This is a genomic window from Roseomonas sp. KE0001, assembly GCF_016107285.1.
Classification (GTDB): domain Bacteria; phylum Pseudomonadota; class Alphaproteobacteria; order Acetobacterales; family Acetobacteraceae; genus Pseudoroseomonas.
This window is the reverse complement of the sequence record NZ_RCVQ01000001.1, coordinates 439,520-465,776: the sequence shown is the minus strand read 5'-3', so window position 1 is coordinate 465,776 and position 26,257 is coordinate 439,520. Positions and strand designations below refer to the sequence as shown.

At 72.4% G+C, this 26,257-nt stretch carries 20 protein-coding genes; 13 read left to right on the top strand and 7 right to left on the bottom strand.

All coding sequences use genetic code 11. The features are described from left to right. Positions 1-7 precede the first annotated feature (7 nt). Both D9598_RS02160 and D9598_RS02155 read left to right on the top strand, forming a co-directional pair. Positions 8-1,093: a TRAP transporter substrate-binding protein gene (locus D9598_RS02160; protein WP_198364743.1), complete on the top strand. Its 1,086-nt coding sequence runs from the start codon at positions 8-10 to the stop codon at positions 1,091-1,093. Between the two features lies 1 nt (position 1,094). Then, positions 1,095-4,016: an ATP-binding protein gene (locus D9598_RS02155; RefSeq protein ID WP_198364742.1), complete on the top strand. Its 2,922-nt coding sequence runs from the start codon at positions 1,095-1,097 to the stop codon at positions 4,014-4,016. Between the two features lie 13 nt (positions 4,017-4,029). On the opposite strand, the gene D9598_RS02150 is transcribed toward D9598_RS02155, so the two are convergent. Further along, positions 4,030-4,953 (bottom strand): nucleoside hydrolase, encoded by a 924-nt coding sequence (locus D9598_RS02150; protein WP_370591914.1) that lies wholly within the window; start codon positions 4,951-4,953, stop codon positions 4,030-4,032. A gap of 206 nt (positions 4,954-5,159) precedes the next feature. Between D9598_RS02150 and D9598_RS02145 the strand changes: the two genes are divergently transcribed. From D9598_RS02145 to D9598_RS02135, 3 genes are all read left to right on the top strand, one after another. Further along, the gene (locus D9598_RS02145; protein ID WP_198364740.1) at positions 5,160-6,731 is read left to right on the top strand and encodes an ABC transporter substrate-binding protein; all 1,572 of its coding nucleotides are present in this window, start codon (positions 5,160-5,162) and stop codon (positions 6,729-6,731) included. Positions 6,732-6,869: 138 nt separating this feature from the next. After that, a complete protein-coding gene (locus D9598_RS02140) occupies positions 6,870-8,141 on the top strand; it encodes an Nramp family divalent metal transporter (protein WP_198364739.1) in 1,272 nt (423 codons plus the stop codon). A 101-nt stretch (positions 8,142-8,242) separates the two neighbouring features. Next, positions 8,243-9,013: a FadR/GntR family transcriptional regulator gene (locus D9598_RS02135; protein ID WP_198364738.1), complete on the top strand. Its 771-nt coding sequence runs from the start codon at positions 8,243-8,245 to the stop codon at positions 9,011-9,013. Between the two features lie 11 nt (positions 9,014-9,024). Here the strand turns inward: D9598_RS02135 and D9598_RS02130 are convergent, their stop codons facing one another. Together D9598_RS02130 and D9598_RS02125 are read right to left on the bottom strand one after the other, a co-directional pair. After that, positions 9,025-10,314 (bottom strand): M20/M25/M40 family metallo-hydrolase, encoded by a 1,290-nt coding sequence (locus tag D9598_RS02130; protein ID WP_198364737.1) that lies wholly within the window; start codon positions 10,312-10,314, stop codon positions 9,025-9,027. A gap of 165 nt (positions 10,315-10,479) precedes the next feature. Next, the gene (locus D9598_RS02125) at positions 10,480-12,147 is read right to left on the bottom strand and encodes a DEAD/DEAH box helicase (RefSeq protein WP_198364736.1); all 1,668 of its coding nucleotides are present in this window, start codon (positions 12,145-12,147) and stop codon (positions 10,480-10,482) included. Between the two features lie 489 nt (positions 12,148-12,636). On the opposite strand from D9598_RS02125, the gene D9598_RS02120 reads away from it, so the two are divergent. The 4 genes from D9598_RS02120 to D9598_RS02105 all read left to right on the top strand — a co-directional run bounded on the left by D9598_RS02120 (position 12,637) and on the right by D9598_RS02105 (position 16,144). Next, positions 12,637-13,713 (top strand): methionine ABC transporter ATP-binding protein, encoded by a 1,077-nt coding sequence (locus tag D9598_RS02120; RefSeq protein ID WP_198364735.1) that lies wholly within the window; start codon positions 12,637-12,639, stop codon positions 13,711-13,713. Position 13,714: 1 nt separating this feature from the next. After that, positions 13,715-14,380, top strand: a complete 666-nt coding sequence (locus D9598_RS02115; RefSeq protein ID WP_198364734.1) for a methionine ABC transporter permease — start codon at positions 13,715-13,717, stop codon at positions 14,378-14,380. A 64-nt stretch (positions 14,381-14,444) separates the two neighbouring features. Continuing rightward, positions 14,445-15,278, top strand: coding sequence for a MetQ/NlpA family ABC transporter substrate-binding protein (locus D9598_RS02110; protein ID WP_198364733.1), 834 nt, complete (start codon positions 14,445-14,447; stop codon positions 15,276-15,278). 29 nt (positions 15,279-15,307) lie between these two features. After that, a complete protein-coding gene (locus tag D9598_RS02105) occupies positions 15,308-16,144 on the top strand; it encodes a MetQ/NlpA family ABC transporter substrate-binding protein (RefSeq protein WP_198364732.1) in 837 nt (278 codons plus the stop codon). Between the two features lie 6 nt (positions 16,145-16,150). Here D9598_RS02105 and D9598_RS02100 read toward each other — a convergent pair whose 3' ends face one another. The 3 genes from D9598_RS02100 to D9598_RS02090 form a co-directional block, all read right to left on the bottom strand. Next, positions 16,151-17,572, bottom strand: coding sequence for a class I SAM-dependent methyltransferase (locus D9598_RS02100; protein ID WP_198364731.1), 1,422 nt, complete (start codon positions 17,570-17,572; stop codon positions 16,151-16,153). Between the two features lie 59 nt (positions 17,573-17,631). Next, the gene (locus tag D9598_RS02095; protein ID WP_370591913.1) at positions 17,632-19,866 is read right to left on the bottom strand and encodes a TonB-dependent siderophore receptor; all 2,235 of its coding nucleotides are present in this window, start codon (positions 19,864-19,866) and stop codon (positions 17,632-17,634) included. Between the two features lie 162 nt (positions 19,867-20,028). Further along, positions 20,029-21,285, bottom strand: coding sequence for a D-amino acid dehydrogenase (locus D9598_RS02090; protein ID WP_198365008.1), 1,257 nt, complete (start codon positions 21,283-21,285; stop codon positions 20,029-20,031). Between the two features lie 152 nt (positions 21,286-21,437). On the opposite strand from D9598_RS02090, the gene D9598_RS02085 reads away from it, so the two are divergent. The 4 genes from D9598_RS02085 (at position 21,438) to D9598_RS02070 (ending at position 25,198) form a co-directional block, all read left to right on the top strand. Continuing rightward, positions 21,438-21,914, top strand: a complete 477-nt coding sequence (locus D9598_RS02085; protein ID WP_232476803.1) for an Lrp/AsnC family transcriptional regulator — start codon at positions 21,438-21,440, stop codon at positions 21,912-21,914. Positions 21,915-21,981: 67 nt separating this feature from the next. Next, positions 21,982-23,592: an ABC transporter substrate-binding protein gene (locus D9598_RS02080; RefSeq protein WP_198364728.1), complete on the top strand. Its 1,611-nt coding sequence runs from the start codon at positions 21,982-21,984 to the stop codon at positions 23,590-23,592. After that, positions 23,589-25,016, top strand: a complete 1,428-nt coding sequence (locus tag D9598_RS02075; RefSeq protein ID WP_198364727.1) for an amidase — start codon at positions 23,589-23,591, stop codon at positions 25,014-25,016. The genes D9598_RS02080 and D9598_RS02075 overlap by 4 nt, the downstream gene beginning before the upstream one ends. Continuing rightward, the gene (locus D9598_RS02070) at positions 25,013-25,198 is read left to right on the top strand and encodes a hypothetical protein (RefSeq protein WP_198364726.1); all 186 of its coding nucleotides are present in this window, start codon (positions 25,013-25,015) and stop codon (positions 25,196-25,198) included. Before D9598_RS02075 ends, D9598_RS02070 begins: the two co-directional genes overlap by 4 nt. A 25-nt stretch (positions 25,199-25,223) precedes the next feature. On the opposite strand, the gene D9598_RS02065 is transcribed toward D9598_RS02070, so the two are convergent. Further along, on the bottom strand, positions 25,224-26,096 hold the full coding sequence (locus D9598_RS02065) for a squalene/phytoene synthase family protein (protein ID WP_198364725.1): 873 nt from the start codon (positions 26,094-26,096) through the stop codon (positions 25,224-25,226). Between the last annotated feature and the right edge of the window lie 161 nt (positions 26,097-26,257).

The window sequence follows — 26,257 nt, the reverse complement described above, 5'->3', positions numbered from 1 at the left end:
AAGCGGCATGAAAAGGCTGATCCGCAAGGGGGAGCGAGGGGCATGGTGGCGCGCTGGCCTTGCCCTGGCGGCGTTGCTCGGCCTGGGAGGCGGCCCCTCGGCGGCGCAGCAGACCGAACCCATCCAGCTCAAGATCGTGGGTGGCCTGGCCGGCGTCTCGCAATACACCCGCTACGAGCAGCCCTTCTGGCAGAAGCGCGTGCCGGAGCTGACCGGCGGCCGCGTCGCCGCGGAGATCGCGCCCTTCGACCGCGCCGGCTTTCGCGCCGAGGAGATGCTGCCGCTGATGCGCCTCGGCGTGGTGAGCTTCGGCACGGCGCTGGTCGCCATTGTCTCCAGCGAGGAGCCGGAGTTCAACGCCGTCGATCTGCCGGCGCTCAACCCGGATATCGAGAAGCTCCGCGAGACCATCCGCCTCTACCGTCCGCATCTGAGGGAGCTGCTGGCCGAGCGCTACGGCATCGAGCTGCTCTCCATCTACACCTATCCGGCGCAGGTGACATGGTGCAGCCGCGCCTTCTCCGGCCTGGCCGATCTCGCCGGCCGCCGCGTCCGCACCTCCTCGGTCGGTCAGGCCGAGGTCTTCGAGGCGCTCGGCGCCACCTCCGTCGTCATTCCCTTCGCCGACATCGTCACCGCCATGAAGGCCGGCGTGGTGGAATGCGCCGTGACCGGCACGCTCTCGGGCAACACCATCGGCCTGCAGGATGTGACTACGCATGTGCACAGCATGGCGCTGACCTGGGGCGTCTCCATCTTCGGCGCCAATGCGGAGGCCTGGAAGGCGCTGCCCCAGTCGGTGCGCGACAGCCTGCGCCAGGGCCTCGGGGAACTCGAGACGGCGATCTGGGACGGCGCGGCGAAGGAGACCGGCGAGGGCCTGGCCTGCAGCGCCGGCCTGCCGGGTTGCAGCACGGGCCGCAAGGGCAGCATGACGGTGGTTCCGGTGACGCCGGCGGACAATGAGCGGCGGCGCCAGTTGCTGGTGAACACCGTTCTCCCGCGCTGGGTCGATCGCTGCGGCAGCGACTGCGCGGCCGCCTGGAACAGGTATCTGGGACCGGCGAACGGCATCATGGTCCGCGAGGACTGAGATGCAGCAGTTCCGGCGCATCCGCCTCGCCATCCTGCTGGCCGCCGTGGCACTGCTGCTGGGACAATGGTTCACCACTTCCCTCCTGGTCGGCCGCACGCGCGAGGCGGCGATGTCCGCCTCCGCCGAAACGGTGCTGCGGGTGGCGCGCTCGGTGGAGGCCTCGGTGAACCGCAGCCTGGTGCAGGTGGACGCCATGCTGACCGGCCTACCGTCGATCCTGACGCCGCTGGCCAGCGGCGGGCGGCTCGACGCGAACCTGGCCAACCGCGTCCTGCGCGAGCTGAACAACCAGAACTTCACCTTCCGCGACGTGCTGCTGATCGGCGCCGACGGCATGCCGGTGGCCACCGGCCTGCCCGTCTCGCGCCGCCGCCCGCTGCCCTTCTCCATCGACACCGCCTTCTTCGAGGGGGGCGGGCGGGCCGGCGGCGTGCTGATCGCCGGGCCGATCCGCAACCCGGCGACCAGCGAGTGGTCGCTGTTCATGGCGCGCCGCATCCGCCTGCCGGACCTCGGCTCCCTGCTCGCCGTGGCGGAGCTGCCGGTGCCGGTGATGATCAACCTGCTGGCCGCCAGCGGCGGCGACGGCAGCAATCTCCGCCTGACCCTGGAGCGGGATGACGGCACGCTGATGGCGAGCCTGCCGCATGACGAGCCGCGCATCGGCACCCTGCTCTCGCCGACCTCGCTGGAGCGGTTGCAGGAGGCCAGCAACGGCGTGCTGATGGAGACCGCGAGCCGCTTCGAGGGCGTCCCGGTCATCGCCGCGGTCCGCCCCCTGCTCTATTCGTCCCTCACCGTCTCGGCCAGCCTGAAGCTGAGCGACGCGCTGGCGGAATGGGAGAAGGAGCGCTTCCGCGCGCTCATTATCTCCATCGCCTTCGCGGCGCTGGTGGGCGCCCTGGCGGCGGCGCTGATCCTGGCCATGCGGCAGCGGGAGAAGGTGGAGGCCGAGCGCAATCGCTGGCGCGCCATGCTGGAGAACGCGCTCGACAGCATGACCGACGGCTTCGTCATGTGGGACGCCAACGACCGGCTGGTGGCCTGCAACGCCCGCTACAAGGATTTCTACCGGGTCAGCGCCTCGGTCATCGAACCGGGCGCGCATTTCGACGACATCATGCGGGAAGGCTTCCTCCGCGGGCAGTATCCCCAGGCCGGCGACGACCTCGATGCCTTCCTGCAGGACATGCGCCGCTGGCACCGGGGCGACAGCCCCCCCATGGAGCGCCTGCTGCCCGATGGGCGCTGGGTGCTGGTGACCGAGCGGGCCACGCCGGGCGGTGGCACCGTCGGCATCCGCACCGACATCACCGCCATGAAGCGCACCATGGAGGACCTCGCCGTGGCGCGCGACCAGGCGGCCGCGGCCGGCGAGGCCAAGACGCAGTTCCTGGCGCGGATGAGCCACGAGCTGCGCACGCCGCTGAACGGCATCCTCGGCTTTGCGCAGGTGCTGCTCAACGATCCCCGCCTGGTGCCGGAGCAGCGCGAGCAGCTGCGGACCCTGCACGAGGCGGCGCGCCATCTGCTCGAGCTGGTGAACGGCCTGCTCGACCTGTCGAAGATCGCGGCCGGCCGGCTGGAGCTGCACCCGGAGCCGGCCGAGCTGCCCCTGCTGCTGGAGCGCAGCGCGGCGCTGCTGGGGCCGGAGATCCAGCGCAAGGGGCTGCGCTTCATCCTGGACGTCGCCTCGGGGACGCCGCACTTCGTCATGGTGGATCCGACCCGCCTGCGCCAGCTGGTGCTGAACCTGCTGTCCAACGCGGTGAAGTTCACGCCGACCGGCGGCCAGGTGATGCTGCGCGCGCGGGCCGCCTGCGAGGGCGAGGGCATCCGGCTCGAGGTCGAGGACACCGGCCCGGGCGTGCCGCAGGAGCAGCGGCATCTGCTGTTCCGCGACTTCGTGCAGCTGGCGACGCCGGGCGCCGGCACCGCCGAGATGGGCACCGGGACCGGCCTCGGCCTTTCCATCGCGGCCCAGCTCGCGCAGCTGATGGGCGGCACGATCGGCTGCGACAGCGAGCCCGGGCACGGCGCGCGCTTCTGGGTCGAGCTGCCCTTGCCCTCCACCCTGCCCATCGCCCTGACCGGCCAGGACATGCGCGCGGCACCCCCCCCGCCCTCCCCCAATCCCTTGCAGATCCTGGTGGTGGACGATGTTCCGGCGAACCGGCTGGTGGCCCGGGCCATGCTGACCAGCGCCGGCCACCACGTCACCTGCGTCGAGGACGGCTCGGTCGCGGTGGCGGCGGTGCAGCAGACCGCCTTCGACCTGGTGCTGATGGACCTGCAGATGCCGGTGATGGACGGGCTGGAGGCGACGCGCCGCATCCGCGCCCTGCCGCCGCCGCGCGGCCGCGTTCCGGTGGTGGCGGTGACGGCCTCGGCCATGCCGGAGCAGGTGGAGGCCTGTCGCGCGGCCGGCATGGACGGCCACCTGCCGAAACCCATCGATCGCGACGTGCTGCTGCGGCTGGTGCGGCAGTATGCGCTGCGGGGCGCGGCCGCGCTGGAGCCCGCCGCGCCGGCCGCGGCCGCGGCCGCGCCGCCCTCCGCCGCCGTGCTCGATCTCGAGGCCGCCGAGGCGCTGGCCTCGGATCTGGGCGCCGCGGCGCCGGCCGTGCTGCAGGAATTCCTGGATGAGCTGGAACGCGGCGCCGAGTTGCTGGACGGGCTGGGCGCGCGGCCGGAGGCGGAGGAGAGCCGCCTCGCGGCGCACCGCCTCCTCGGCGTCGCGCGCACCATCGGCGCCCAGGCCCTGGCGCAATGCCTCGAGACGCTGCAGGCCGAGGCCCGCCACGGGACGCCCTCGCCCACAGCCGCCGATGCCGCCCGGCGGGCCCTGGCCGAGGCGTTGCCCCTGGTGCGCGGCTGGATCACCCGGCAGGCCACGGAGGCCCGCGCCGCCTCGGACTGAGGGCCGCGCCCGCTCAGGGCAGCCGCGCCAGCCTCTCCCCCAGCAGCGCGAAGAAGCCCTCGGCGTCGATCGTCTCCAGCAGCCGGATGTTCACCGGCCGGTCCGAGCGCTGCCAGCGGTCGATCCGGGTGCGGCCGCGGTCGGGCCCGTCCAGCACCACCTCCGCGGCGGCGGGACGGTGCGTGAACAGCGCGGGCGCCACCAGCCAGGCGATGGCGCAGGGGTCATGCAGCGGCGCGCCGCGCCCGGCCAGCCGCTTCGAGGGCGGCAGGGCCGCCAGGATGTCGCCGCAGGCCGCGCGGCACCGGCCACCCGGCCCCGCGCGCAGGGCGGCGACGCGCGCCGGCGTCACCAGGGCCTGGGCGGTCAGGTCCAGCGTCGCCAGGGTGACGGGGCAGCCACAGCCCAGCAGCACGGCCAGGGCCTCGGGGTCCATCGCCGCGTTGAATTCCGCCGCCGGCGTCCAGTTGCCCTCGCCCACCGCGCCGGTCATCAGCACGATCTCCGCCACGGCGGCGCGGAGCGGCGGCTCGGTGGCCAGCGCCAGGGCCAGGTTCGTGGCCGGGCCGAGGCCGACCAGCGTCACCGAGGCCGGCGCCGCGCCGCGCAGCGCATCCCGGATGGCGTCCGCCGCCAGGCCGGGCGCGGCGGGCGGCCCCGCGGGCAGGACCACGCCACCCAGCCCGTCCGTTCCGTGCACCCGCGTCTCGCTGCGATAGGCGCCGGTCAGCGGCCGCTCGGCCCCCGCGACGACCGGCGCGCGGGCGCCGCCGAGGCCGAGCACCGCGCGCGCATTGGGCAGGGTGCGCTCCAGCCCGACATTGCCGCCCGCCACCGTGACCAGCCGCAGGTCCAGCTCCGGCGAGGCCAGGGCCAGCCAGAGCGCGATGGCATCGTCCGTTCCCGGGTCGCAGTCGATGAGGACCGCGCGGCTCACCGCCGGCCCCCGGGCGAGGTCGGCGCGATGGCGCCGGGGCGCCGGCCGGTCGTGGCGGGAAGCAGCGGGAGGGAAGCCTCGGGCATGGGCGTGGATGGTCCTGCTTCGGAACGGCCGGCTTCGTTGCGGCGGGCGGCGCAGCATGCCAGTTTGCCCCGCCCCGGGCCACCCGGCCCGCCCGCCCGACGCAGCGAGAGACCCGACCGATGCCCCGCCTCCGCGACCTCCTGCTCGCGGCCGCCCTGGCCGCCACGCCCGCCACCGGCGCCTCGGCGCAGGAGCTGCTGCGGATCGGCATGGAATCCGGCCCGACCAGCCTCGACCCGCACTATGCCAGCATCATCACCAACATCGCCTACAGCCGGCATGTCTTCCAGCCGCTGGTGCAGCAGGACCACCGCCAGGCGCTGCGGCCCGCCATCGCCTCCGAATGGCGCGCCGTCGACGAGCTGACCTGGGAATTCCGGCTCGACCCACGCGCCCGCTTCCATGACGGCGCGCCGGTGACGGCGGAGGACGTGGCCTTCACCCTGGGCCGCGCCGGCGACGTGCCGAACTCGCCCTCCTCCTTCCGCGTCTACACCCGTCCCATCCAGGCGGTGGAGGCCGTGGACGCGCAGACGATCCGCATCCGCACCGCGCAGCCGACGCCGCTGCTGCCGAACTACCTCTCCCTCGTCATGATCGTCTCGAGGAAGCATGGCGAGGGCGCCACGACGGCCGACTACAATTCCGGCAAGGCGATGATCGGCACCGGCCCCTACCGCCATGTCTCGTGGCAGCCGGGCAGTCCGCTGGTGGTGGAGCGCAGCGCCGGCTTCGCCGGCCCCGCCCCGGCCTGGTCGCGGGTCGAGTTCAGGCCGCTCGCCAATGCCGGCGCGCGCACCGCGGCGCTGAATGCGGGGGATGTCGACCTGATCGAGATCGTCCCCCCCGACCAGTACAGGACCTTCGCCGCCGATGCCCGCTTCACCGTGGCGCAGAGCCCGTCCAACCGCCTGCTCTTCCTGACGCTCGACAGCGACCGCGAGGACAGCCCGCATGTCCGCGCCCGCGACGGCGGCCCGATCGCCAATCCGCTGCGCGACGCCCGCGTGCGCCGTGCCCTGTCGATGGCGATCAACCGGGAAGCGCTGGTGAGCCGCATCCTGCAGGGCCAGGGCCTGCCGGCCGGAGACCTTGGGCCGGAGGGCTATTTCGGCACCTCGCCGGATCTGAAGCCGCAGCCCTATGACCTCGAGGGGGCCAGGAGGCTGCTGGCCGAAGCCGGCCATCCGCAGGGCTTCGCCGTGCAGGTGAACGGGCCGAACGACCGCTTCGTCAACGACGAGCAGGTGGTGCAGGCCATCGCGCAGATGTGGACCCGCCTCGGGCTGGTGGCGACGGTCGAGACGCGGCCGCGCGGGGTCTGGCTCTCCGAAGCGGCGCAGCTCCGGTACTCGGTGAACCTCGCCGGCTTCTCGCCCAATCCCGAGTTGCTCGGCATGCTGGAGACGCAGATCCACAGCTGGAATACCACGCTGGGCCTCGGCACCGCCAATCGCGGCCGCTTCAGCAACACCGACATCGACGGGCTGATCCAGAAGGCGCGGCAGACGATGGACAATGCCGAGCGCGAGCGGCTGACACAGCAGGCGACGCGCGCCGCCATCCGCGACCAGACGGCGCTGATCCCGCTCTACTTCCAGGTCAATACCTGGGCGATGCGGAAGGGCGTCACCTACGAGGCGCGCACGGACGAGATGACCCTCGCGACCAGCGTCGGCCTAGCGCGCTGAGAGACGAGCGGAGCGGCCCCGGCCGGCGCTCGCCGCCCGGCCGCAACCCCGCGGCAACCCCGGCGGCCGGCTCGTGTTGCCAAGCGGTCCCGCCGGGCGGTCCGGCCCGGCGGGACCGCGGAAAGGGGAGCGAGGATCATGACCCAGGGCAGTGCCGCGGCGCGCGGCGAGGAGGGCGTGGCGCCCACCGGGCTCGCGCGCTGGCGCATGGTGGGGCCGGGCGTCGTCGTCGCCGTCACCGGGGTGGGCGCCGGCGACCTGGTCGCGACGCTGATCGCCGGCAACCGCTTCGGCTACACGCTGCTCTGGGCGGCCGTGCTCGGCTGCGTCGTCAAGATCGCCATGGCCGAGGGCGTGGGGCGCTGGCACCTCGCCACCGGGCGCACGCTGTTCGAGGGCTGGCGCGACCTCGGCGCCTGGACCTCGGTCTATTTCCTGCTCTACGTCGTGATCTGGGGCTTCGTCTACGGCGCCACGGCGATGTCCTCCACCGGCCTCGCCCTGGCGGCGCTGTTTCCCGTCCTCGATATACGCGGCTGGGCCATCGTCTCCGGCCTGCTCGGCTTCCTCTTCGTGGCGCTCAACCGGTATGCGGTGTTCGAGCGGGTGATGAAGTTCTTCATCGCCCTGATGTTCGTCACCGTGGTCTCGCTCGCCGTGCTGGTCGCCCCGAACATCCCGAACGCGCTCTCCGGCCTGATCCCGCGGTTGCCCGAGGGCGCGGCAATCTACACGCTGGGGCTGATCGGCGGGGTCGGCGGCACCATCACCCTCGCCTCCTATGGCTACTGGGTGAACGCGAAGGGCTGGCGGACGCCGGGCTGGATCCCGATGATGCGCTTCGACAACCAGATCGGCTACATCACCACCGGCATCTTCGTCGTCGCCATGATGATCGTCGGCGCCGAACTGCTCTACAACAGCGGCATCGCGCTGCGCGGCGGTGACCGCGGCCTGCTCGACCTCGACGACGTGCTGCGCGAGCGCCTCGGCCCCTTCGTGGCCACGATGTTCCTGATCGGCTTCGCCGCCACCACCTTCTCCTCCATCCTGGGCGTCTGGCACGGCGTCAGCGTGCTCTTCGCGGACTTCGTGGCGCGGGTGCGCGGCCAGAACCCGGAGGAGGCCGAGCTGGAGCGGAGCTGGGCCTTCCGCGCCTACCTCTTCTGGCTGACCTTCCCGCCCATCTCGCTGCTCTTTCTCGACCGTCCCTTCGCCCTGGTCATCGCCTTCGGCGCGCTGGGCGCCCTCTTCATGCCCTTCCTGGCGCTCACGCTGCTCTGGCTGCTGAACTCGCACCGCGTCCCGCAGGCCTGGCGCAACGGCTGGCTGAGCAATGGCCTGCTGCTGCTGTCCGCCATCCTGTTCCTGATCCTCGCGGGCACGGAGATCGTGAACTTCCTCACCTGATCCGGGCATGCTCGCGGATCGTCGCCTCGTCTGGTAATATGACCAATAAGGTTCGGGCTCCTGCGGGAGGGGTCGCGAAGTCAGCGAGGGAGCCGAGCGAGATGGATGCGGGGAACGGAACCAAGCCGGTGCAGGGCATCGCCCTCTCTCCCCTGGCCCCACCCGCCAACCTGACGGCGGAACTGGTCCGCCGGCTGGCCGCCGAGATCCGCGCCGGACACCTGCGGCCCGGGGATCGGCTGCCGACCGAACAGGCGCTGATGCGCCAGGCCGGCGTCTCCCGCACCGTGGTCCGCGAGGCCGTCGCGGCATTGCGGGCGGAGGGGCTGGTGCTGACCCGCCAGGGCGTCGGCGCTTTCGTCGCCGACCCTTCCACGCGTGGCCAGGTGCGCATCGATCCGGGTGAGATGCGCTCCCTCACCGACATCCTGCAGGTGATCGAGCTGCGCATCGCCATCGAGACGGAGGCCGCGGGCCTCGCCGCCGAGCGGCGGGACAGGGAAGCGATGGAGCGCCTGACCGCCGCTGCGGCCGCATTCGACCGCGCGGTGGAGGCGGGCGAGGGTGCCGTGCGCCAGGACCTCGACTTCCACCGGGCCGTCTTCGCCGCCACCGGCAACAGCTTCTTTCCCCGCTTCCTGGAATTCCTCGGCCCCATGCTCATCCCGCGCCAGACGGTGCGGCCCCAGCTGGAGGATGCCGAGGCCCGCACCGCCTATCTGCAGCGGGTCCAGGAGGAACATGAGCGCATCACGGCCGCGATCGTCGCCGGCAAGGCCGCCGAGGCGCGCACGGCGATGCGCCGCCACCTGACCGCCAGCCGCGACCGCTATGCCAAGCTCGCGGGCCAGCTCGCCGCCGCCGCGGGCTGAGGCGCGGACCGTCAGTCGCGCGGAATGACCGGCAGGTCGGCCAGATAGGCCAGGAGGCTGCGGCCCAGCGCCTCCACATCCTCGATGGTGGTGAATTCATCCGGCGCCCGCGGCAATTGCCCGCGTCGTGACAGCCCACCCATCAGGATCTCTTCCAGGCCCGCCTGCTGGACGAAGCCCAGGGGCGAGGGGGCGAGGCTGCCCCAGCGCCGGAAGGCCTCCTGCCGGAAGCCGAAGCCCCATCCTAGCGCCTGCTGCCAGCGGCCGGCATGGGCGCCGCGATCGGGTTCGGCCACCGGTTCCATGTGTCGCAGCACCCGCCCGGTCAGCGTCACGCCCGCCGGCGCATCGCGCAGCGCCGCGCTCAGCTCCGCCAGGGCGGCATGATGGCCCTCCTCCGCGGTGAAGCGGCGCAGCACCGTGATCGTGCAGGATGGCAGGCCGCCACGCCGGCCCTCGCTGGCGCGCACGGAAACGATGCGCAGGCTGGGCCGCAGCAGCGGCTCGCCTTCCCGCTCGGGCGGGGCGGGAATGGTGGAGCGCCGGGCGGCGACCTCCTCGCGCAGCGCCATCAGCCGGCCGAGCACCGGCCCCCCCGCCTCGGCCGGGGAACCGCCAAGGGCCTGCCCTGGGGCCTGCCCTGGGGCCTGTTCAGGGCTGATGCGGATCTCGTACTCCAGCGCGCCCAGGGCGCCCGCCCAGATCTGTGGCGCCGCGAGACCATCCAGGGCGAGCAGGTGCCCTTCCAGCAGGCCCTGCCCCGCCATGTGCCGCAGCCCGGCATGGCGCTGCTCCCCGTGATCGGCGGTGAAGGCGAGCACGAGGTCGTGGCGCAGCCCGAGGCCCACGGCATCGGCCGCCCGCAGCGCCGCCCAGAGCGCGGCGATGGCGCCTTTGCAACGGGTGGTGCCAAGACCGTAGAGCCGGTTCCCTTGCCGCGTCAGGGCCAGGGGCTCTCGCGTCCAGCCCGTGCCGGCCGCCGCAGTGTCCATGGGCAGGTGGATGGTGCAGGCGGGATGCCCGGTCCGCCGCGCGCCGAGCAGGCTGATGACGGGGCCACGCGGGCAGAGCGCCTCCGGCGTCTCCACCCGGCGCAGCCCGAACCCCAGGGGAGCGAAGAGGTCGCGCAGGGTGTCGCAGAAGAGCTCGCAGCCCCGGTCCGCCGCCGGCGCGGTGTCCACGGCGACCAGGCGCGAGAGCATGTCGATCCAGCCGGTGGCGCCGAGCAGGGGCGCGGCGAGACTCAGGCGGTCGATGCTCCTGTCGTTGGTCAGGATGTCGGTAGTGTCATCCCAGGGCATCCAGGCCGCCCATTCCCTGCTCGCGGAAAGGCGGCCTGCATCCCCGATGGTGGCGGCGGGCCCTCCCGGACCCTGCCTTATCAAAGGTCAGGAGATCGCAGCAGTCACGCTGCCTTGCTCGCACGGGAACTTGACCAACCGACGCGAAAACCGAAGCTTCGCCAATTACCGGGGATAGGGGCGCCGGCTCCGTTCCATGCCGCCCGGTCGATGGGGAACGAAACGATTCCCCCCCGTCATCGGCTCGACGCGGATATGCGGCTCGTCCGCGTCCGGACGCCGCGCGGCCTCGGCGAAGCGGCCGGCGGCATGACCCGCCACCTCGAACTGCGTCTCGCGCCCGAGGATGCGGATGCGGCCGATGTCATCCCGCTGCACCTGGCCGCGGCGGCACAGGAGGGGCAGGATCCAGCGCGGATCGGCGCGATTGTCGCGGCCGACATTGATGCGGAACCAGACGCCCTCGCCGAGCGGCGCGGCGCCGCGCTCCCGCGCCGGGCGGCGCGGCGCGCTGTCGAAGGGCGCCAGATCCTCCGGGGCCGGCAGCGGCGCGCGCAGCAGCCGGATCAGGGCGGTCGCCACCGCCTCGGCCGAGGCGCCGCCGGCGATCAGGCCCCGCGCCACCTCGAGGTCACGCGGCTCGGCCTCCTCGGCCAGCAGCGCCGTGGCCTGCGTGGCGAGGCGCTCGGCATCCCGCGCCTGGATCACCTCGGCGGCGGGCGGCGGGCCCCATTCGGCCTGCAGGCGCGCGCCGGCCAGCAGGCGCTCGGCCGTGCGGCGGCGGTTCGGCGGCACGATCAGCACCGAGGTGCCCTTGCGCCCGGCGCGGCCGGTGCGGCCCGAGCGGTGCAGCAGGGTCTCCGGCTCCTTCGGCAGCTCGGCATGGATGACGAGGCCGAGATCCGGCAGGTCGATGCCACGCGCCGCCACGTCGGTCGCCACGCAGACCTGGGCCTTGCCGTCGCGCAGCGCGTGCAGGGCGCGGCTGCGCTCGGCCTGGGACAGCTCGCCGGACAGCGCCACGGCGGAGAAGCCGCGCTCGGCCAGGTTGCCCTGCAGGCGCGCCACGGCGGCACGGGTCGAGCAGAAGACGATGGCGCGCGGGCTGTCCGAGGCGCGCAGCAGGTTGACCACGGCGCGCTCGACATCCTGCGGCGCCACCAGCGCCGCCCTGTAGGCGATGTCGCCGTGCTGGCCACCCTCGCCCTTCGCCTCGATGCGCAGCGCGTCGCGCTGGAAGCTCTCGGCCAGGCGGGCGATCTCGCGCGGCACGGTGGCCGAGAACAGCAGCGTGCGGCGGTCCTCCGGCGCGGCGTCCAGGATGCGCTCCAGCTCCTCGCGGAAGCCGAGGTCGAGCATCTCGTCCGCCTCGTCCAGCACCACGGCGCGCAGCGCCTCGGGGCGCAGGTTGCCGCGCTCCAGGTGGTCGCAGAGCCGGCCGGGCGTGCCGACGACGATATGCGCCCCCTGCGACAGCGCCCGGCGCTCGGCCAGCGGGTCCATGCCGCCGACGCAGCTCACCACCCGGCCGCCGGCGGCGGCGTAGAGCCAGGACAGCTCGGTGCGGACCTGCAATGCCAGTTCGCGGGTCGGTGCCACCACCAGCGCCAGCGGCGCGCCGGCCGGCGGCAGGCGCTCGGCCGTCCCCATCACCTCGGCCGCCACCGCCAGACCGAAGGCCACGGTCTTGCCCGAGCCGGTCTGCGCCGAGACCAGCAGGTCTCGCCCATGGGTCTCGGCCTGCAGCACCGCGTCCTGGACGGAGGTTGGCTCGGTGTAGCCGCGCTCGGTCAGGGCGCGCAGCAGCGCTTCGGGCATCGCGGGGAAGGGCATGTCTGTGAAAAATCCGCCGTAGTCTTCGGGTGTCGGTGTCCGCCGGCGCACCCGGTGACGGGGCGCTGCAGGGGAGCCGGGGGCCATCGGGGCACCGGGCTGGCGCCGCCTTACCGCTTTTCCCCGGATTTTGCACGAAAAGCTCCCCATTGGGTGCGAGCCATGCGGAGGTTGCATGGGTTCCGGTGGCGCTTCGGCGCTTGCATGCCGGCTGTGGTTTCCCCATTCTCCGCTCCTGGAAGGGGAATAGCCTTCCCGCGGGGATTTGACGGATGCAGCTTGCGCCGCGACACCAAGTGCTAAAGCGCCAGGAAGCCGGGGACGCGCGTCGCCAGCTTCGTGGATCATCCGACCATCTGGGGGATCACGAAGTGGCCATGACCTGCCGAATGCATCGCGACTGACCACCGCGATTGACCACCGGGGCCTCCGCCCCTCCCCTGCCCGTCCGGGCCTTGTCCCGCCGTTGCCAGACCGACCGGATCGCCCATGCCCGTATCCTCCGCGCCTCCCGACCCCGCCATCCGACTGCGCGGCCTGAAACGCCATTTCCCCGGCCGCGGCGGCGTGACGACGCGGGCGCTCGACGGGGTGTCGCTGGACGTGGCGGCGGGCGAGATCTTCGGCATCGTCGGCCGCTCGGGGGCCGGGAAATCCACGCTGATCCGCTGCGTCAACCTGCTGGAACGGCCGGATTCCGGCGCCGTCACGGTGCTCGGCCAGGACCTGCTGGCGCTCGACGGCCGGGCGCTGCGCGAGCGGCGGCGCGGCATCGGCATGGTGTTCCAGCACTTCAACCTGCTCTCCTCCCGCACGGTGGCGCAGAACGTCGCCTTCCCGCTGGAGATCGCCGGCGTGCCCGCCGCCGAGCGCGCGCCGCGCGTGGCCGAGGCGCTGGCGCTGGTCGGGCTGGCCGAGAAGGCCGAGGCCTATCCGGCGCAGCTCTCGGGCGGGCAGAAGCAGCGCGTCGGCATCGCCCGGGCGCTGGCGCCGCGCCCGCGCATCCTGCTCTGCGACGAGGCGACCAGTGCGCTCGATCCCGAGACGACCCAGGAGATCCTGGCGCTGATCCGGCGGCTGCGCGACCAGCTCGACCTCACCGTGCTGCTGATCACGCACGAGATGGCGGTGGTGAAGGAGATCTGCGACCGCGTCGCGGTGATGGAGCGCGGCCAGGTGATCGAGGAGGGCCGGGTCTTCGATGTCTTCACCCAGCCGCGCCATCCGACGACGCGGCGCTTCATCGCCGACACCATCGGCCATTCCATCCCGCCCGGCACGGTGGCGCGCCTGCCCGGCCCGCGCGAGGGCGAGGAGCGGCGCCTGCTGCAGGTGCTCTTCGCCGGACCGAACAGCACCCGCTCGGCGATCAGCGAGGCCTCGCGGCGCTTCGGCGTCGATCTCAACATCATCTCGGGGCGGATCGACGAGATCGCCGGCGAGCCCTTCGGGCTGATGGCGCTGGCCGCCTACGGCCCGGCGGCGCAGATCGAGGCCACCGTCGCCTGGTTCGGCGAGCTGGGCCTGGTCGTCACCCCCGTGGAACCGCAGGCGGAGGCCGCGTGACATGATCCCCTGGCTCAGCCCGATGCTGGAGCAGCTCTTCGTCGAGGCGGCGCTCGAGACGCTGACCATGGTGGCCGGCGCCGCCGCCATCGCCATCCTCCTCGGCCTGCCGCTCGCCCTGCTGCTGCATGCGACGGATCGCGGCGGGCTGGCGCAGAACGGCCTGGTCAACCGGCCGCTCGGCCTGCTGATCAATGCCGTGCGCTCGACGCCCTTCATCATCCTGATGGTCGCCATCGTGCCCTTCACCCGGCTGGTCGCCGGCACCTCGATCGGCACCGGCGCGGCCATCGTGCCGCTCTCGCTCGCCGCCACCGCCTTCATCGCCCGCCTCTTCGAGACCGCCTTCCGCGAGGTGGACCGGGGCGTGGTCGAGGCGGCGCGGGCGATGGGCGCGACGCGGCCACAGATCCTCTGGAAGGTGCTGGTGCCCGAGGCCATGCCGGGACTGATCGCCGCCGTCACCGTCACGCTGGTCAGCCTGGTGGGCTACTCCGCCATGGCCGGCGCGGTCGGCGGCGGCGGGCTCGGCGACCTCGGCATCCGCTTCGGCTACCAGCGCTTCATGCCGGAGGTGATGGCCAGCGTCGTCGCCGTGCTGATCCTCTTCGTGCAGGGGCTGCAATCGCTGGGCGACTGGCTCGTCCGCCGCGTGCGCCGCCGCTGAAACCGCCGTCCAGAAGACGCCCCCCAGAAGACGCCCCCCCAGAAGAAGCTCCAGGAGAACCGCCATGTCCCTCTCCCGCCGCACCCTCCTCGGCAGCGGCCTCGCCCTGCCCGCTCTCGCCACCACCGCTGCCCCCCCTGCCGCCCGGGCCCAGGGCGGGCCCGAGATCGGCACCGCCGCGCGGCCGCTGCGCATCGGCGGCACCGCCGGGCCGCACAGCCAGGTGCTGGAGAAGGTGCAGGAGATCGCCGCGCGCGACGGCCTGATCCTGCGCATCGTGCCCTTCACCGACTACATCACGCCGAACGCGGCCCTGGCGGCGAAGGACCTGGACGCCAACAGCTACCAGCACCAGCCCTTCCTCGAGGCCACGGTGCGCGACCGCAACCTGCCCCTGGTCGCCGCCGGCAAGACGCTGGTCTTCCCGATGGGCGTCTATTCCCGCAAGCACAGGAAGATCGCCGACATCCCGAACGGCGGCCGCGTCGCCATCCCGAACGATCCCACCAATGGCGGGCGGGCGCTGGCGCTGCTGGCGGCGAACGGCGCCTTCAGGCTGACCGAGGGCGCCGATTTCCGCGCCACCGTGGCCGATGTGGTGGAGAACCCGAAGCGCCTGCGCATCATCGAGCTGGAGGCGGCGCAGATCCCCCGCGCGCTGGATGAGGTCGAGGCGGCGGCGATCAACACCAACTTCGCCATCCCGGCCGGGCTCAACCCGGTGCGCGACGCCGTCGCCATCGAGAGCGCCGACAGCCCTTACGCCAACCTCATCGCCGTGCACCGCGACAACAAGGACGCTCCCTGGGTGAAGCGCCTGGTCGCCGCCTACCAGAACGATGAGATCAAGAAGTTCGTCGAGGAGACCTTCCAGGGCTCCGTGGTGCCGGCCTTCTGATGGCCCGCCTTCCGGGGGAGAGGATGATCATGCTGAACCGGCGTTCCCTGATCCTGGCGGGCGGCACGCTGCTGCTGCCCGCCCTGTTCCGCCTGCCCGCCGGCGCCTCCCTGGCCCGGGCGCAGGGCGCGGAGATCGGCACCGCGGCACGGCCGCTGCGGGTCGGCGTCACCGCCGGCGTGCACGCGCAGGTGCTGGAGGCGGTGCGCGACGTGCTGGCGAAGCAGGGCTTCGTCCTCCGCATCACCGAGTTCTCCGACTTCATCCAGCCCAACGCGGCGCTGGCGGCCGGCGAGATCGACATCAACACCTATCAGCACCTGCCCTTCCTGGAGGCGCAGAAGCAGCAGCGCGGCTACGACTTCGTGCCGGTCGGCAAGACCGTGCTGACGGTGATGGGGGTGTTCAGCCGCAAGCACAAGACGATCGGCGATATCCCCGACGGCGCCCGCATCGCCATCCCGAACGACCCGACCAATGGCGGCCGCGCCCTCCTGCTCCTGGCCAAGGCGGGCCTGTTCACGCTGCGGGAAGGCGCCGACTACCGCGCCACGGTGGCCGATATCACCGCGAATCCGAAGCGCATCCGCATCCTCGAGCTGGAGGCCGCCTCGATCGCGCGCGGGCTGGACGACGTGGATGCCGCCGCCATCACCGGCAACTACGCCGTGCCGGCCGGGCTGAACCCCCTCAAGGAAGGCCTCGCGGTCGAGGGCACCGACAGCGCCTATACCGTGCTGGTGGTCGTCCGCCGCGGCGATGAGAACAGGCCCTGGGCGCAGCGGCTGGCCCGCGCCTATGCCGACCCCGCGGTGAAGGACTTCGTCGAGAGAACCTTCGGCGGCGCGGTGATCGTCGGCGCCTGACGCGCCTCAGCCCTCGGGTGGCAAGGCGCCGAAAGCGCGCCAGGCGCGCAGGTTCTCGCGCAGCCGCTCCGGCGTGGCAAGCTCCGGGGCGGTGGCCTCCGGCCCCGCCGCCTCCAGCAGCGCCGCCACCGCCGGCATCAGCTCCGGCGCCACGGGCAGCGCGCTGCCCAGCGCCGGCGCGGCCAGCCAGCCCACTCCGGAGCCGCAGAGCGCGCGGTTCAGCCGCCAGGCGGCCTGCGGGTCCGGCAGCGGGCTGCGCACCGGATGCGCGCAGCCGCTCCAGATCAGCATCTGCACCGCCTGGTTGAGCTGCGCCGGATGCGCGCCATGGCGCGCCAGATCGCCGACGCGGCAGGGCCCCCGGCGCAGCGCCGCCAGCAGGGGGTCGAACAGCGCCGCCTCGCCCTGCACCGGCCCGATCGGCGTGTCGAAGCGCAGCGGGCCGCGGCGCGGCGCGGCGGGCAGGAGGGCGAGCGGCAGCTCCGCCAGGGCCTGCCAGTGCCGCCCGGCCGGCAAGGGTGCGCCGCCGGAGCGGTAGAGATCGCGACGGAGGGACTGGTTGCGCGCCATGTCGCGCACCGTCTCCGCCAGGGCGGGATCGTCCAGCCCGGCCAGCAGCGGAAGGGTCCCCGCCGGCAGGCTGACCGCGTCGATATTGTCGAGCGGCGTGGCGCTGCCCAGGTAGCGGCAGCCCTGCCGGCCCAGCGCCTCGATGATCTCCGCGACGTGGAAGGGTTCCCAGTGCGCCGGCAGCAGCTCATGCGCCAGCGCCGCCGGGTCCTGGCGCCGCGACGCCTCCAGCCGGTGGCGCTCCTGCGGGTGGGCGACGAAGAACCCCGCCCCGCCCGCGGCCAGCCGCGCCTGGAAGGCCAGGGCGGCCTGGGCGCGCTCGACCGGGCCGCCCTCCGCCCGCGCCGCGACGCGGCGGGCCAGACGCTGGCCGGCGGCCGCGGCGGACATCCCCGGATGGGTCATGTAATGCGCGTAGACCACGCCGCCCGGCCGCAGGAAGCGGCCGATGAAGCGCAGCAAGGCCTCCCGCTCGGCGGGCGCGATCCAGGACAGCACGCCATGCGTGACGATGACGTCGAAGGGTCCGAAGCGGTCCGGCGGCGCCTCGGCCACTTCGGTGAAGCCGGCCTGCACCGTCTCCAGATTGGGCAGGCCGGCGGCCTCCGCCCAGGCCCGCGCCCGCGCCAGATGCGCCGCGTTCAGGTCGATCGCGGTGACATGGGCGGCAGGATGCGCCGCGGCGGTGACGACGGCGTTGAGGCCGGGACCGCAGCCGAGCTCGCACCACCGGAAGGCCCCGGCCAGGTCGGGCCCTTCCTGGCCGAGGCCGCGCAGCACGGCATCGATCCAGACCGGTGTCATTTCCCGGTGAAAGACCGGCGGATAGGGAATGTCGTTCGGATAGGCCTGGCTCAAGGCTTCCGCTCCAGGAGAGCGGCGGGCGGGGCCTGTCCCCCGCCCGCCGGCGGCCGCCCTCAGAAGAAGGCGGTCAGGCTGACGAAATAGGCCCGGCCCGGCTCGTTGTAGGTGTTGGCGCCGGCGCCGTTGGAATTGGCCTCGCGGAACAGCTGCTCGTCGAGGATGTTGCTGACGCCGGCGGTCAGCCGCGTGTTCTCGTTCAGCATGTAGCTGGCGCTGACATCGACCACCGAATAGGGATCGCGGCTCCAGCGCTGCGCGCCGGTGGCGGCGGCGCCGGTCAGCGTCGTCAGCCGTGCCTCCTGCCGGCCGTAATGCGTGAACTGCAGCAGCATGGTGAGGTCCTGGGTCGCCTGCCAGGTGAGGCTGGAGTTGATGGTGTATTCCGGGATGATCGACAGCGGCTCGCCGGTGGTCTTGTCCTTGCTCTCGATCATGTAGGTGAAGTTGGTGTTCCAGGACAGGCTCTCGGCCAGCGGCACCAGTAGGTTGCCTTCCAGCCCCTGCACCACGGCCTCGGGGGTGTTCTCCCAGCGGAAGATGCGGCCGTTGGTGTTGGTCGCGCCGCGCGGGATCACGCCGGCGACGATCTTGTCCTCGTAGTCATTGTGGAAATAGGTCAGGCTGGCGTTCCAGCCATGCTGGTCATAGACGACGCCGATTTCCTTGTTCAGGCTTGTCTCGGGCTTCAGGTCGGGATTGCCGGCGACGTAGCAGCCGGCGCCGAGCGAGGGGAAGTTCACCGGGCAGCCATTGCCCATGGTGTAGTAGAGATAGTTCGGGTTGGACTGATAGAGGTTCGGCGCCTTGAAGGCGCGGGCGATGCCGCCCTTCACGGAGAATCCGGTGAACAGCTCGTAGGAGGCGTTGAGCGAGGGGCTCCAGTTCGAGCCGAACTCGCTGTGGTGGTCGAAGCGCACGCCGGGCGTCACGATCAGCCGGTTGGTGGCGTAGATGTTGTCCTCGAGGAAGACGGCGTAGGTGTCGGCCTCGGCGCTCGAGCGGCGCGGCCCGGTGTCGGCGCCCGGCACGATGCCGCCCGTGCCGGTGCTCTGCGTCACCGCCCAGGGGTCCTTCAGGTTCTCCTTGAAGTACTCGGCGCCGACGGTCAGCCGCTGCGGGAACAGCAGCTCGAGCGGGATATTGACCTCGCCATTGATCGTGTAGTTGTTCAGCACCGAGGTCGAGCGGCCGGTGGGCGTGCTGATGCTGCCCTCGCTGGATCCCGCCAGGCCCTCGTTCAGCCGCTTGTTCTGCGTGCCCTCGTAGAGAAGCATCAGGCGGGTGTCGAAATTCTCGAAAGTGCCGCGATGCGTCAGCGAGCTGGTGTAGCGCTCCAGGACGTTGGTCTCGGCGCCCTCATTCGCCAGCCGCTCCAGGAGGTCCGAGCCGGAGGCGCTGACGGCGCGGTCGCCGGCATAGATGTTGCCCTGGCGGCTGTAGCCGAGCTGGAGCTCCAGCACCTGCTGCGGCGTGATGTCCCAGCGCAGCAGCCCGTCGATGTCGCGGTTCTCGACACCTTCCCGGCCCGCCGGCGGCACCGCATCGGCCGCGGCGCCAGCGCCGATCGCCGCCTCGCGGTTCAGATCGAGGGAATCCGCATCGGTGCGGTTGAAGTTGCCGAAGAGGCGGAAGGAGAAGTTTTCCATCAGCGGGCCGGCCAGGTTGAAGCCGACGCGCTTGGTATCGCCCTCGTCACGGTCCTCCGGCTGCTCCGTGTAGAGGGTGACGGAGCCGCTGAGCTTGTCGGTCGGGGCCTTGGTGATGATGTTCACCACGCCACCCGCCGCGCCGGAGCCGTAGCGCGCCGCGGCGGGACCGCGGATGACCTCGATCCGCTCGATCGCCTCGGCCGGCACCCAGTTCGAATCGCCGCGCGTGTTGCGCTCGCCGCTGCGTCCCATGCGCGTCGAGTTGCGGCTGCGGACCGGCTTGCCGTCGATCAGGATCAGCGTGTTCTCCGGCCCCATGCCGCGCAGGTCGATCTGGCGGTTGTTGCCGTACTGGCCGGAGGAGGAATTCCCGGTGAGGTTCACGCCCGGCATCCTGCGGACGATCTCGGAGATGTCGTTCACCGGCGGGCTGAGGCGGATGTCGCGCTCGGTGATGACCGAGACACCCGGCGCCTGCTTCAGCTCCTGCTCGGCGGTGGCCACGACATTGACCTCCGGCAGGGCCATGGCGCCGCTGTCCTGGGCGCGGGCGGGGCTGATCGCATGGCCCAGGAGCGCGGCACCGGCGAGGAGGGCGAAGGGCGAGGCGGAGCCCGCCAGAGAAGAACGTCTGCGCACGGCTGATCTCATTCAAGATTGATAATCATTCTCACCATTGCAGGAGTTTCATATTCGGGCAAGATGGCTTGGCAAACTATTCGCCACCACAAGCGTTCCGGGCGCAAAAAAAGCCCCGCCTGAGGCGGGGCCCTGTCCGTCCGGAGAACGAGGCGAGACACTTCAGGCGGCGTAGCGCGCCATGGACAGGTCGGCATGCTCGATGTTCGGCCGCTGGCCGCTGACCAGATCCGCCGCCAGCCGGCCGCTGCCGCAGGACATGGTCCAGCCCAGCGTGCCATGGCCGGTGTTGAGGAACAGGCTCGGGAAGCGGGTCGGGCCGATGATCGGCGTGCCGTCCGGCGTCATCGGCCGCAGCCCGCACCAGAAGATGGCGCGTGCCGGGTCGCCGCCCTGGGGATAGAGGTCGGTTACGGAATGCAGCAGGGTCTGCCGCCGCTCCTCGTGCAGGCTGGTGTCGTAGCCGGCGATCTCCGCCGTGCCGCCGACGCGGATGCGGTCGCCGAGCCGGGTGATGGCGATCTTGAAGGTCTCGTCCATCACGGTCGAGACCGGCGCCGCAGCATCGTCCACCACCGGCAGGGTGATGGAATAGCCCTTCACCGGATAGACCGGGATGCGCAGGCCGAGCGGCGCCAGCAGCTTCGGCGAGTAGCTGCCGAGCGCCAGCAGGTAGCGGTCGGCGGTCAGCGTGCCGGCACCGGTGACGACCCCGGTGATGTCACCGCCCTCCGTCACCAGGCGCTCGATCGGCGTGCCATAGCGGAAGACAACCCCCTGCCCCTCGCAGATCGCCGCCAGGCGCTGGGTGAAGAGATGCGCGTCGCCGGTCTCGTCCTGCGGCAGCCGAAGCCCGCCCACGAACTTCTCCCGCACCCGCCCGAGCGCCGGCTCGGCGCCGACGCAGCCGGCGGCGTCCAGCACCTCATAGGGCACGCCGTACTGCTCCAGCACCCGCAGGTCGCCGCCGATATGGTCGAGCTGAGATTGCGTCCGGAAGAGCTGCAGCGTGCCCCGCTCCCGCCCGTCATAGGCGATGCCGGTCTCGGCGCGGAGGTCGGCCAGGACATCGCGGCTGTAGTCGGCGACGCGCACCATGCGGGACTTGTTGGTGCGGTAGGCCGCCTCCGTGCAGTTGCGCAGCATCTGCCACATCCAGGACCACTGCGCCGGGTCGAGGCGCGGCCGGACCACCAGCGGGCTGTGCTTCATGGTCATCCACTTCAGCGCCTTGAGCGGGATGCCGGGCCCGGCCCAGGGCGAGGAATAACCGAAGGAGACCTGGCCGGCATTGGCGAAGCTGGTCTCCAGCCCGGCCCCCGGCTGGCGGTCCACCACCGTCACCTCATGCCCTGCCCTGGCCAGGTAATAGGCCGAGGTCACGCCGACCACGCCGGCACCGAGAACGAGGACCTTCATCGCGACCATGCTCCGCCGCGCCACCGCCGCAGGCGCGGTGACGACCATGCGCGATGCTAGGGCCGGAAGCCGGGGCAGGTGCTTGCTAAGGTTGCGTGAAGATGCGAAGGCAGCGGGTCCCCCTCGAATTTTCTGCGAATCTTTCGAAGATCATGCCGAATTCCGCCCTCGACGCCCTGGACCGGAAGCTGCTGCGCCTGCTGCGCGCCGACGGCCGGATGAGCAACGCCGCCCTGGCCGCCGCCATCGGCCTTTCGCCCTCGGCCTGCCTGCGGCGGTTGCGGATGCTGGAGGCCTCGGGCGTCATCCGCGGCTATACCGCCATCATCGAGGAGCCCGCGCCGCAGGCACGCAGCGTCGTCATCGTGCAGATCACCCTGGAGAAGCAGACCGAGGAGGCCTTCAACCGCTTCGAGGCGGCGGTGCGGCGCTGCCCGGAGGTCTGCGAGTGCTACCTGATGACCGGCGCCGCCGACTATCAGCTCCGTGTCGAGGCGCGCGACGCCGCGGATTACGAGCGCATCCACAAGGAGCAGCTCTCCCGCATGCCGGGCGTCGCGCGTATCCAGTCGGCCTTCGCCATCCGCACCGTGGTGCATGGCGCCGCCCCGGCCTGGGTGGAAGGCTGAGGACCAGCGCTGGCACGGCCGTTGCTTAAGCTCCGTTGCATCCAAGGCAGGGGATTCAAGCTCCGTGATGAAGCATCGCCTCGCGGCCGTCATCCTGGCGGCATCGGTTGTGACCGGAACCGGCGGCGCCCTGGCGCAGGCACCCCAGAAGGTGCTGCGCATCGCCATGACCGCCTCCGACGTACCGACCACCACCGGCATGCCGAACAACGGCTTCGAGGGGCTGCGCTTCCTCGGCTACCCGATCTTCGAGGCGCTGGTGCTGTGGGATCTCGCCAGCGCCGACCGGCCGGCCACGCTGCGCCCGGGCCTGGCCGAGAGCTGGCGGCAGGACCCGGCGGATGGCCGCAAATGGCGCTTCACCCTGCGCCAGGGTGTCCGCTTCCATGACGGCACGCCCTTCGATGCCGATGCCGTCATCTGGAACATGGACCGCTTTTTCCGGGACGGCGCGCCGCAGATGGAGGCGGCCGGCGCCGCCATCGTGCGCGGCCGCGTCTCCGGCATGGCGGGCTACCGCAAGATCGACGACCGCACCGTGGAGTTCGAGACGGTCCGCCCCCTCTCCTATTTTCCCTATCTCTCCACGCTCTTCCTCTTCGCCTCGCCGAAGTCCTGGGAGGATGCCGGGCGCGACTGGGCGAAGGTGGCGCAGAGCGGCGCCGCCGGTACCGGCCCCTTCCGCATCGCCCGCTTCACGCCGCGCCAGAGCGTCGAGCTGGAGCGCAATCCGGACTACTGGGACAAGGCGAACGCGCCGAAGCTTGACCGCATCCTGCTGTTGCCCATTCCGGAGGCGAACACCCGCCTCGCCGCCCTGCGCAGCGGGCAGGTGGACTGGATCGAGGTGCCGCCCTCGGATGGCATCCCCTCGCTGAAGCAGGCCGGCTTCAAGGTCGTCACCAACTCCTATCCGCATGTCTGGCCCTGGGTCTTCGCCGCCGGCAAGCAGGGCACGCCGGTCGCCGATGTCCGCGTGCGGCAGGCGCTGAACTACTGCGTGGACCGCGAGGCGCTGGTGGCCCTGCTGAACGGCACGGCGGAGCCGGCGGTGGGCTTCTACAACGCCTCCAACCCGCTCTTCGGCAAGCCGGGCAACGCCTATCGCCTGGACCCGGAGCGCGGCAGGGCGTTGCTGGCCGATGCCGGATACACGGCGCAGAAGCCGCTGAAGCTCACCGTCGGCATCTCCACCTCCGGCTCGGGCCAGATGCTGCCGCTGCCGATGAACGAGCTGGTGCAGGAGTCGCTCCGCGAGCATTGCGGCGTGCAGGTCGAGTTCCGCACCGTCGAGTGGAACACGCTCCTGGCCGGATTGCGCAACCCGCCGGAGAGCCCCGCCTGGCTCGGGGCCGACGCCCTGAACATCTCGCTCGTCTCCTCCGATCCCTCGGCCATGGCGCGCTGGTTCCTGGCCGCCAATGCCGCGCCGAACGGCTCCAATGCCGGGCGCTGGAACGATCCGGGCTTCGAGAAGGCCTTCGCCGAGGTCGAGACCGCCACCGATCCGGCGCGGGCCGCGGCGGCGCTGACACAGGCGCATGAGCGCATCGTCGACGACGCGCCCTGGCTCTTCATCGTGCACGACCTCAACCCCCGCGCCATGTCGGGCAAGGTGACCGGCTTCGTCTCCGCGCAATCCTGGTTCCAGGACCTGGCCCGGGTCGACGTGAAGTGACCGCGCTGCATTTCGAGACCCTGGCCGGGCTGTCGGGGCTGATCGAGGCCGGGCGGCTCTCCCCGGTCGAGCTGGCCCGGCACTGCATCGCCCGCGTCAGGGCGCTGGACGGGCAGCTCAACAGCACCCTCCTGCTGCTGGAGGAGCAGGCGCTGGTCGAGGCCCGCGCCGCCGAGGCGGAGATCGCCGCCGGCCGCCGGCGCGGGGCGCTGCACGGCATCCCGATCGGGCTGAAGGATCTCTACGAGACCGCCGGCATACCCACCACCGGCCATTCCGCGCTGTTCCGCGAGCACGTGCCGGCGCGGGACGCGACCGCGGTGGCCAGGCTGCGCGCGGCCGGCGCCACCATCCTGGCCAAGCTGGCCACCTGGGAGTTCGCCATCGGCGGCTCCTCCTTCGACCTCCCCTGGCCGCCGGCGCGCAATCCCTGGGACCCTTCGCGCGACCCCACCGGCTCCTCCACCGGCTCGGCCGTCGCCGTCGCCGCCGGGCTGATGCCGGGCACGATGGGCACCGACACCGGCGGCTCGATCCGCATGCCGGCCGCCTGGTGCGGCATCGCCGGGCACAAGCCGACCTACGGGTTGGTCAGCCGCGCCGGGGTGCTGCCGCTCGCCGTCTCCCTCGACCATGCCGGGCCGATGGCCTGGACCGCCGAGGACTGCGCGCTGATGATGGAGGCGCTCTGCGGCCACGACCCGCGCGACCCGGCCAGCGCCGCGGTGCCGGCGCCGGATTTCCGCGGCGCCATCGCCGAGGGGCGGGACCGGGGCCTGGCCGGGCTGCGCGTCGGCGTGGTGCGGCACTTCTACGAGACCGACCTGCCCTGCGAGCCGGAGGTCCACGCGGCGACGGAAGCCTCGCTCGCCGCCCTGCGGGCGCTGGGCGCCTCGGTGCGCGACGTCACCCTCTCGCCGTTCGGCGACTATGCCGTGGCGGGGATGGTGATCTCGCGCGCCGAATCCTTCGCCCTGCATGCCGAATGGCTGCGCGCCACGCCGGAGCTCTACGGCGAGTACGGCCGCCGGCGGCTGATGGCCGGCGCCTTCCTCTCGGCGGCGGATTACATCAACGCCCAGCGCCAGCGCGGCCGGCTGCTGGCCGAGATGACGGCGGCGATGCGGGATGTGGACGTTCTGGTCATGCCCTCCTCCCGCCAGACCGCCGGCCCGCTCGGCGAGGAGAGCATGCTGCACGGCACCGCGCCGTTCTATGCGCGGCCCTTCAATCTCACCGGCTTCCCCGCCGTCTCCGTCTGCAACGGCTTCTCGGCGGAAGGCCTGCCGATCGGCTTCCAGATCGGCGGCCGGCCCTTCGAGGATCACCTCGTGCTGAAGGTGGGCGACGCGCTGGAGCGCGCCCTGGGCACGCGAGGCCGGCGCCCGGCCCTGGCCATGGGCGGCATGGAGGTCGTGGCATGACACGGGACATCGAGGCTTTCCGTCAGCGCCTCGCGGCGCTCGGCCTGCGGCTGCCGGAGGCGGAGCTGCCGGCGATGATGCAGACCATCGTCGAGCTCGAGGCCGCCGCCCGCACCCTCCGCGTCCCGCGCGACCATGCCGAGGAGCCGGCCTGCTGCTTCCGCCTGCCGCCCCCCGGCTGAAAGGGCGGGCGGAGGGGGCCTCGCCCTAGCCCCGCCGCAGGCCGCCCCAGATCACCGCCAGGCGGTCGCCCAGCCCGCGCGGCGGCGGCGGTTGCGCCGGGTCCCAGCCCGGCGCCAGCATCCGCCGCAGGTCGCGCGCCGCGAGCCGCCCCGGCAGGGCGGCCGCCACCGCCGCGCGCGGCAGGGCAGAGAGGCGGGACCGCCCTTCCCGCAGCAGGCCGAGGCCCTCCCCGGCCAGCACCCGCCCCGCCGCGGCGACCCCCGCCTGGCGCGGATCGCGCGCCACGTCGGCGGGGGTCAGGCCATGCTCGGCCAGGAGATCGGCGGGCAGCAGGCTGCGGCCGTGCCGGGCCTGCGCCGGGATGCCGCGCAGCACCCCCGCCAGGCCATAGGCGGCGCCGACCGCCTGCAGGCCGGGCAGGCTTTCGGCCGGGGCACCGAGCGCCCGCCCGGCCGCCACCGCGAAGCCGCCGGCGGTGCCGCGCAGATAGGCGAACAGCGCGCCCCGGCTCGGCATCTCCTCCTCCGTCTCCGCCTCCCGCGCATCGATCATGCTGTTGAGATCGGCGGCGTCGAGCCGGCCGGCGCGGATCGCCCCGGCCAGCGGCGCGGCCACCTCGTGGCGGCGCGCGGGCCGCCCCTCGACCGCCTCGGCCACCGCGTCGCGCCACCACTGCAGGCGGATCAGCGCCGTCATGGGGTTGCTGGTCGCGAGCCGGGCGCGGGCCAGCTCATGGTTGAAGGCGGTCAGCAGGAACAGCTCCTCCCGCCGCGCGGCGGGCGCGAAGAGCGCGCAGAGAAACCGGTCCGGATCGTGCTGACGGGCCAGTGCCGCCAGCGGGGAGAGGCCGTCCGGAGAGGCGGCGGCAGGGATGGGGGGCGGGGCAGGTTCGGCCATGCGGGGGTTATGGACACGGAAGCGGGCCGCACAAGGGCGATGGCGGCCGGCGCGCGGTGTTCATGGAACCGGCATTGTAACGGCGGCCCGGTTGACGCACAGGGGGGGCACGCCTAGCTCTGACGGGCCGCGGCGCCGGAACCCCGGCGCCCCGGGAATCG

Excerpts from the sequence above, each read along its gene's own strand:
- D9598_RS02070 (WP_198364726.1), top strand. The coding sequence starts at position 25,013 with ATGACACGGGACATCGAGGCTTTCCGTCAGCGCCTCGCGGCGCTCGGC.
- D9598_RS02115 (WP_198364734.1), top strand. The coding sequence starts at position 13,715 with ATGATCCCCTGGCTCAGCCCGATGCTGGAGCAGCTCTTCGTCGAGGCG.
- D9598_RS02065 (WP_198364725.1), bottom strand. The coding sequence starts at position 26,096 with ATGGCCGAACCTGCCCCGCCCCCCATCCCTGCCGCCGCCTCTCCGGAC.
- D9598_RS02110 (WP_198364733.1), top strand. The coding sequence starts at position 14,445 with ATGTCCCTCTCCCGCCGCACCCTCCTCGGCAGCGGCCTCGCCCTGCCC.
- D9598_RS02135 (WP_198364738.1), top strand. The coding sequence starts at position 8,243 with ATGGATGCGGGGAACGGAACCAAGCCGGTGCAGGGCATCGCCCTCTCT.
- D9598_RS02160 (WP_198364743.1), top strand. The coding sequence starts at position 8 with ATGAAAAGGCTGATCCGCAAGGGGGAGCGAGGGGCATGGTGGCGCGCT.
- D9598_RS02145 (WP_198364740.1), top strand. The coding sequence starts at position 5,160 with ATGCCCCGCCTCCGCGACCTCCTGCTCGCGGCCGCCCTGGCCGCCACG.
- D9598_RS02120 (WP_198364735.1), top strand. The coding sequence starts at position 12,637 with ATGCCCGTATCCTCCGCGCCTCCCGACCCCGCCATCCGACTGCGCGGC.
- D9598_RS02155 (WP_198364742.1), top strand. The coding sequence starts at position 1,095 with ATGCAGCAGTTCCGGCGCATCCGCCTCGCCATCCTGCTGGCCGCCGTG.
- D9598_RS02140 (WP_198364739.1), top strand. The coding sequence starts at position 6,870 with ATGACCCAGGGCAGTGCCGCGGCGCGCGGCGAGGAGGGCGTGGCGCCC.
- D9598_RS02130 (WP_198364737.1), bottom strand. The coding sequence starts at position 10,314 with ATGCCCTGGGATGACACTACCGACATCCTGACCAACGACAGGAGCATC.
- D9598_RS02090 (WP_198365008.1), bottom strand. The coding sequence starts at position 21,285 with ATGAAGGTCCTCGTTCTCGGTGCCGGCGTGGTCGGCGTGACCTCGGCC.
- D9598_RS02085 (WP_232476803.1), top strand. The coding sequence starts at position 21,438 with ATGCCGAATTCCGCCCTCGACGCCCTGGACCGGAAGCTGCTGCGCCTG.
- D9598_RS02125 (WP_198364736.1), bottom strand. The coding sequence starts at position 12,147 with ATGCCCTTCCCCGCGATGCCCGAAGCGCTGCTGCGCGCCCTGACCGAG.
- D9598_RS02105 (WP_198364732.1), top strand. The coding sequence starts at position 15,308 with ATGCTGAACCGGCGTTCCCTGATCCTGGCGGGCGGCACGCTGCTGCTG.
- D9598_RS02080 (WP_198364728.1), top strand. The coding sequence starts at position 21,982 with ATGAAGCATCGCCTCGCGGCCGTCATCCTGGCGGCATCGGTTGTGACC.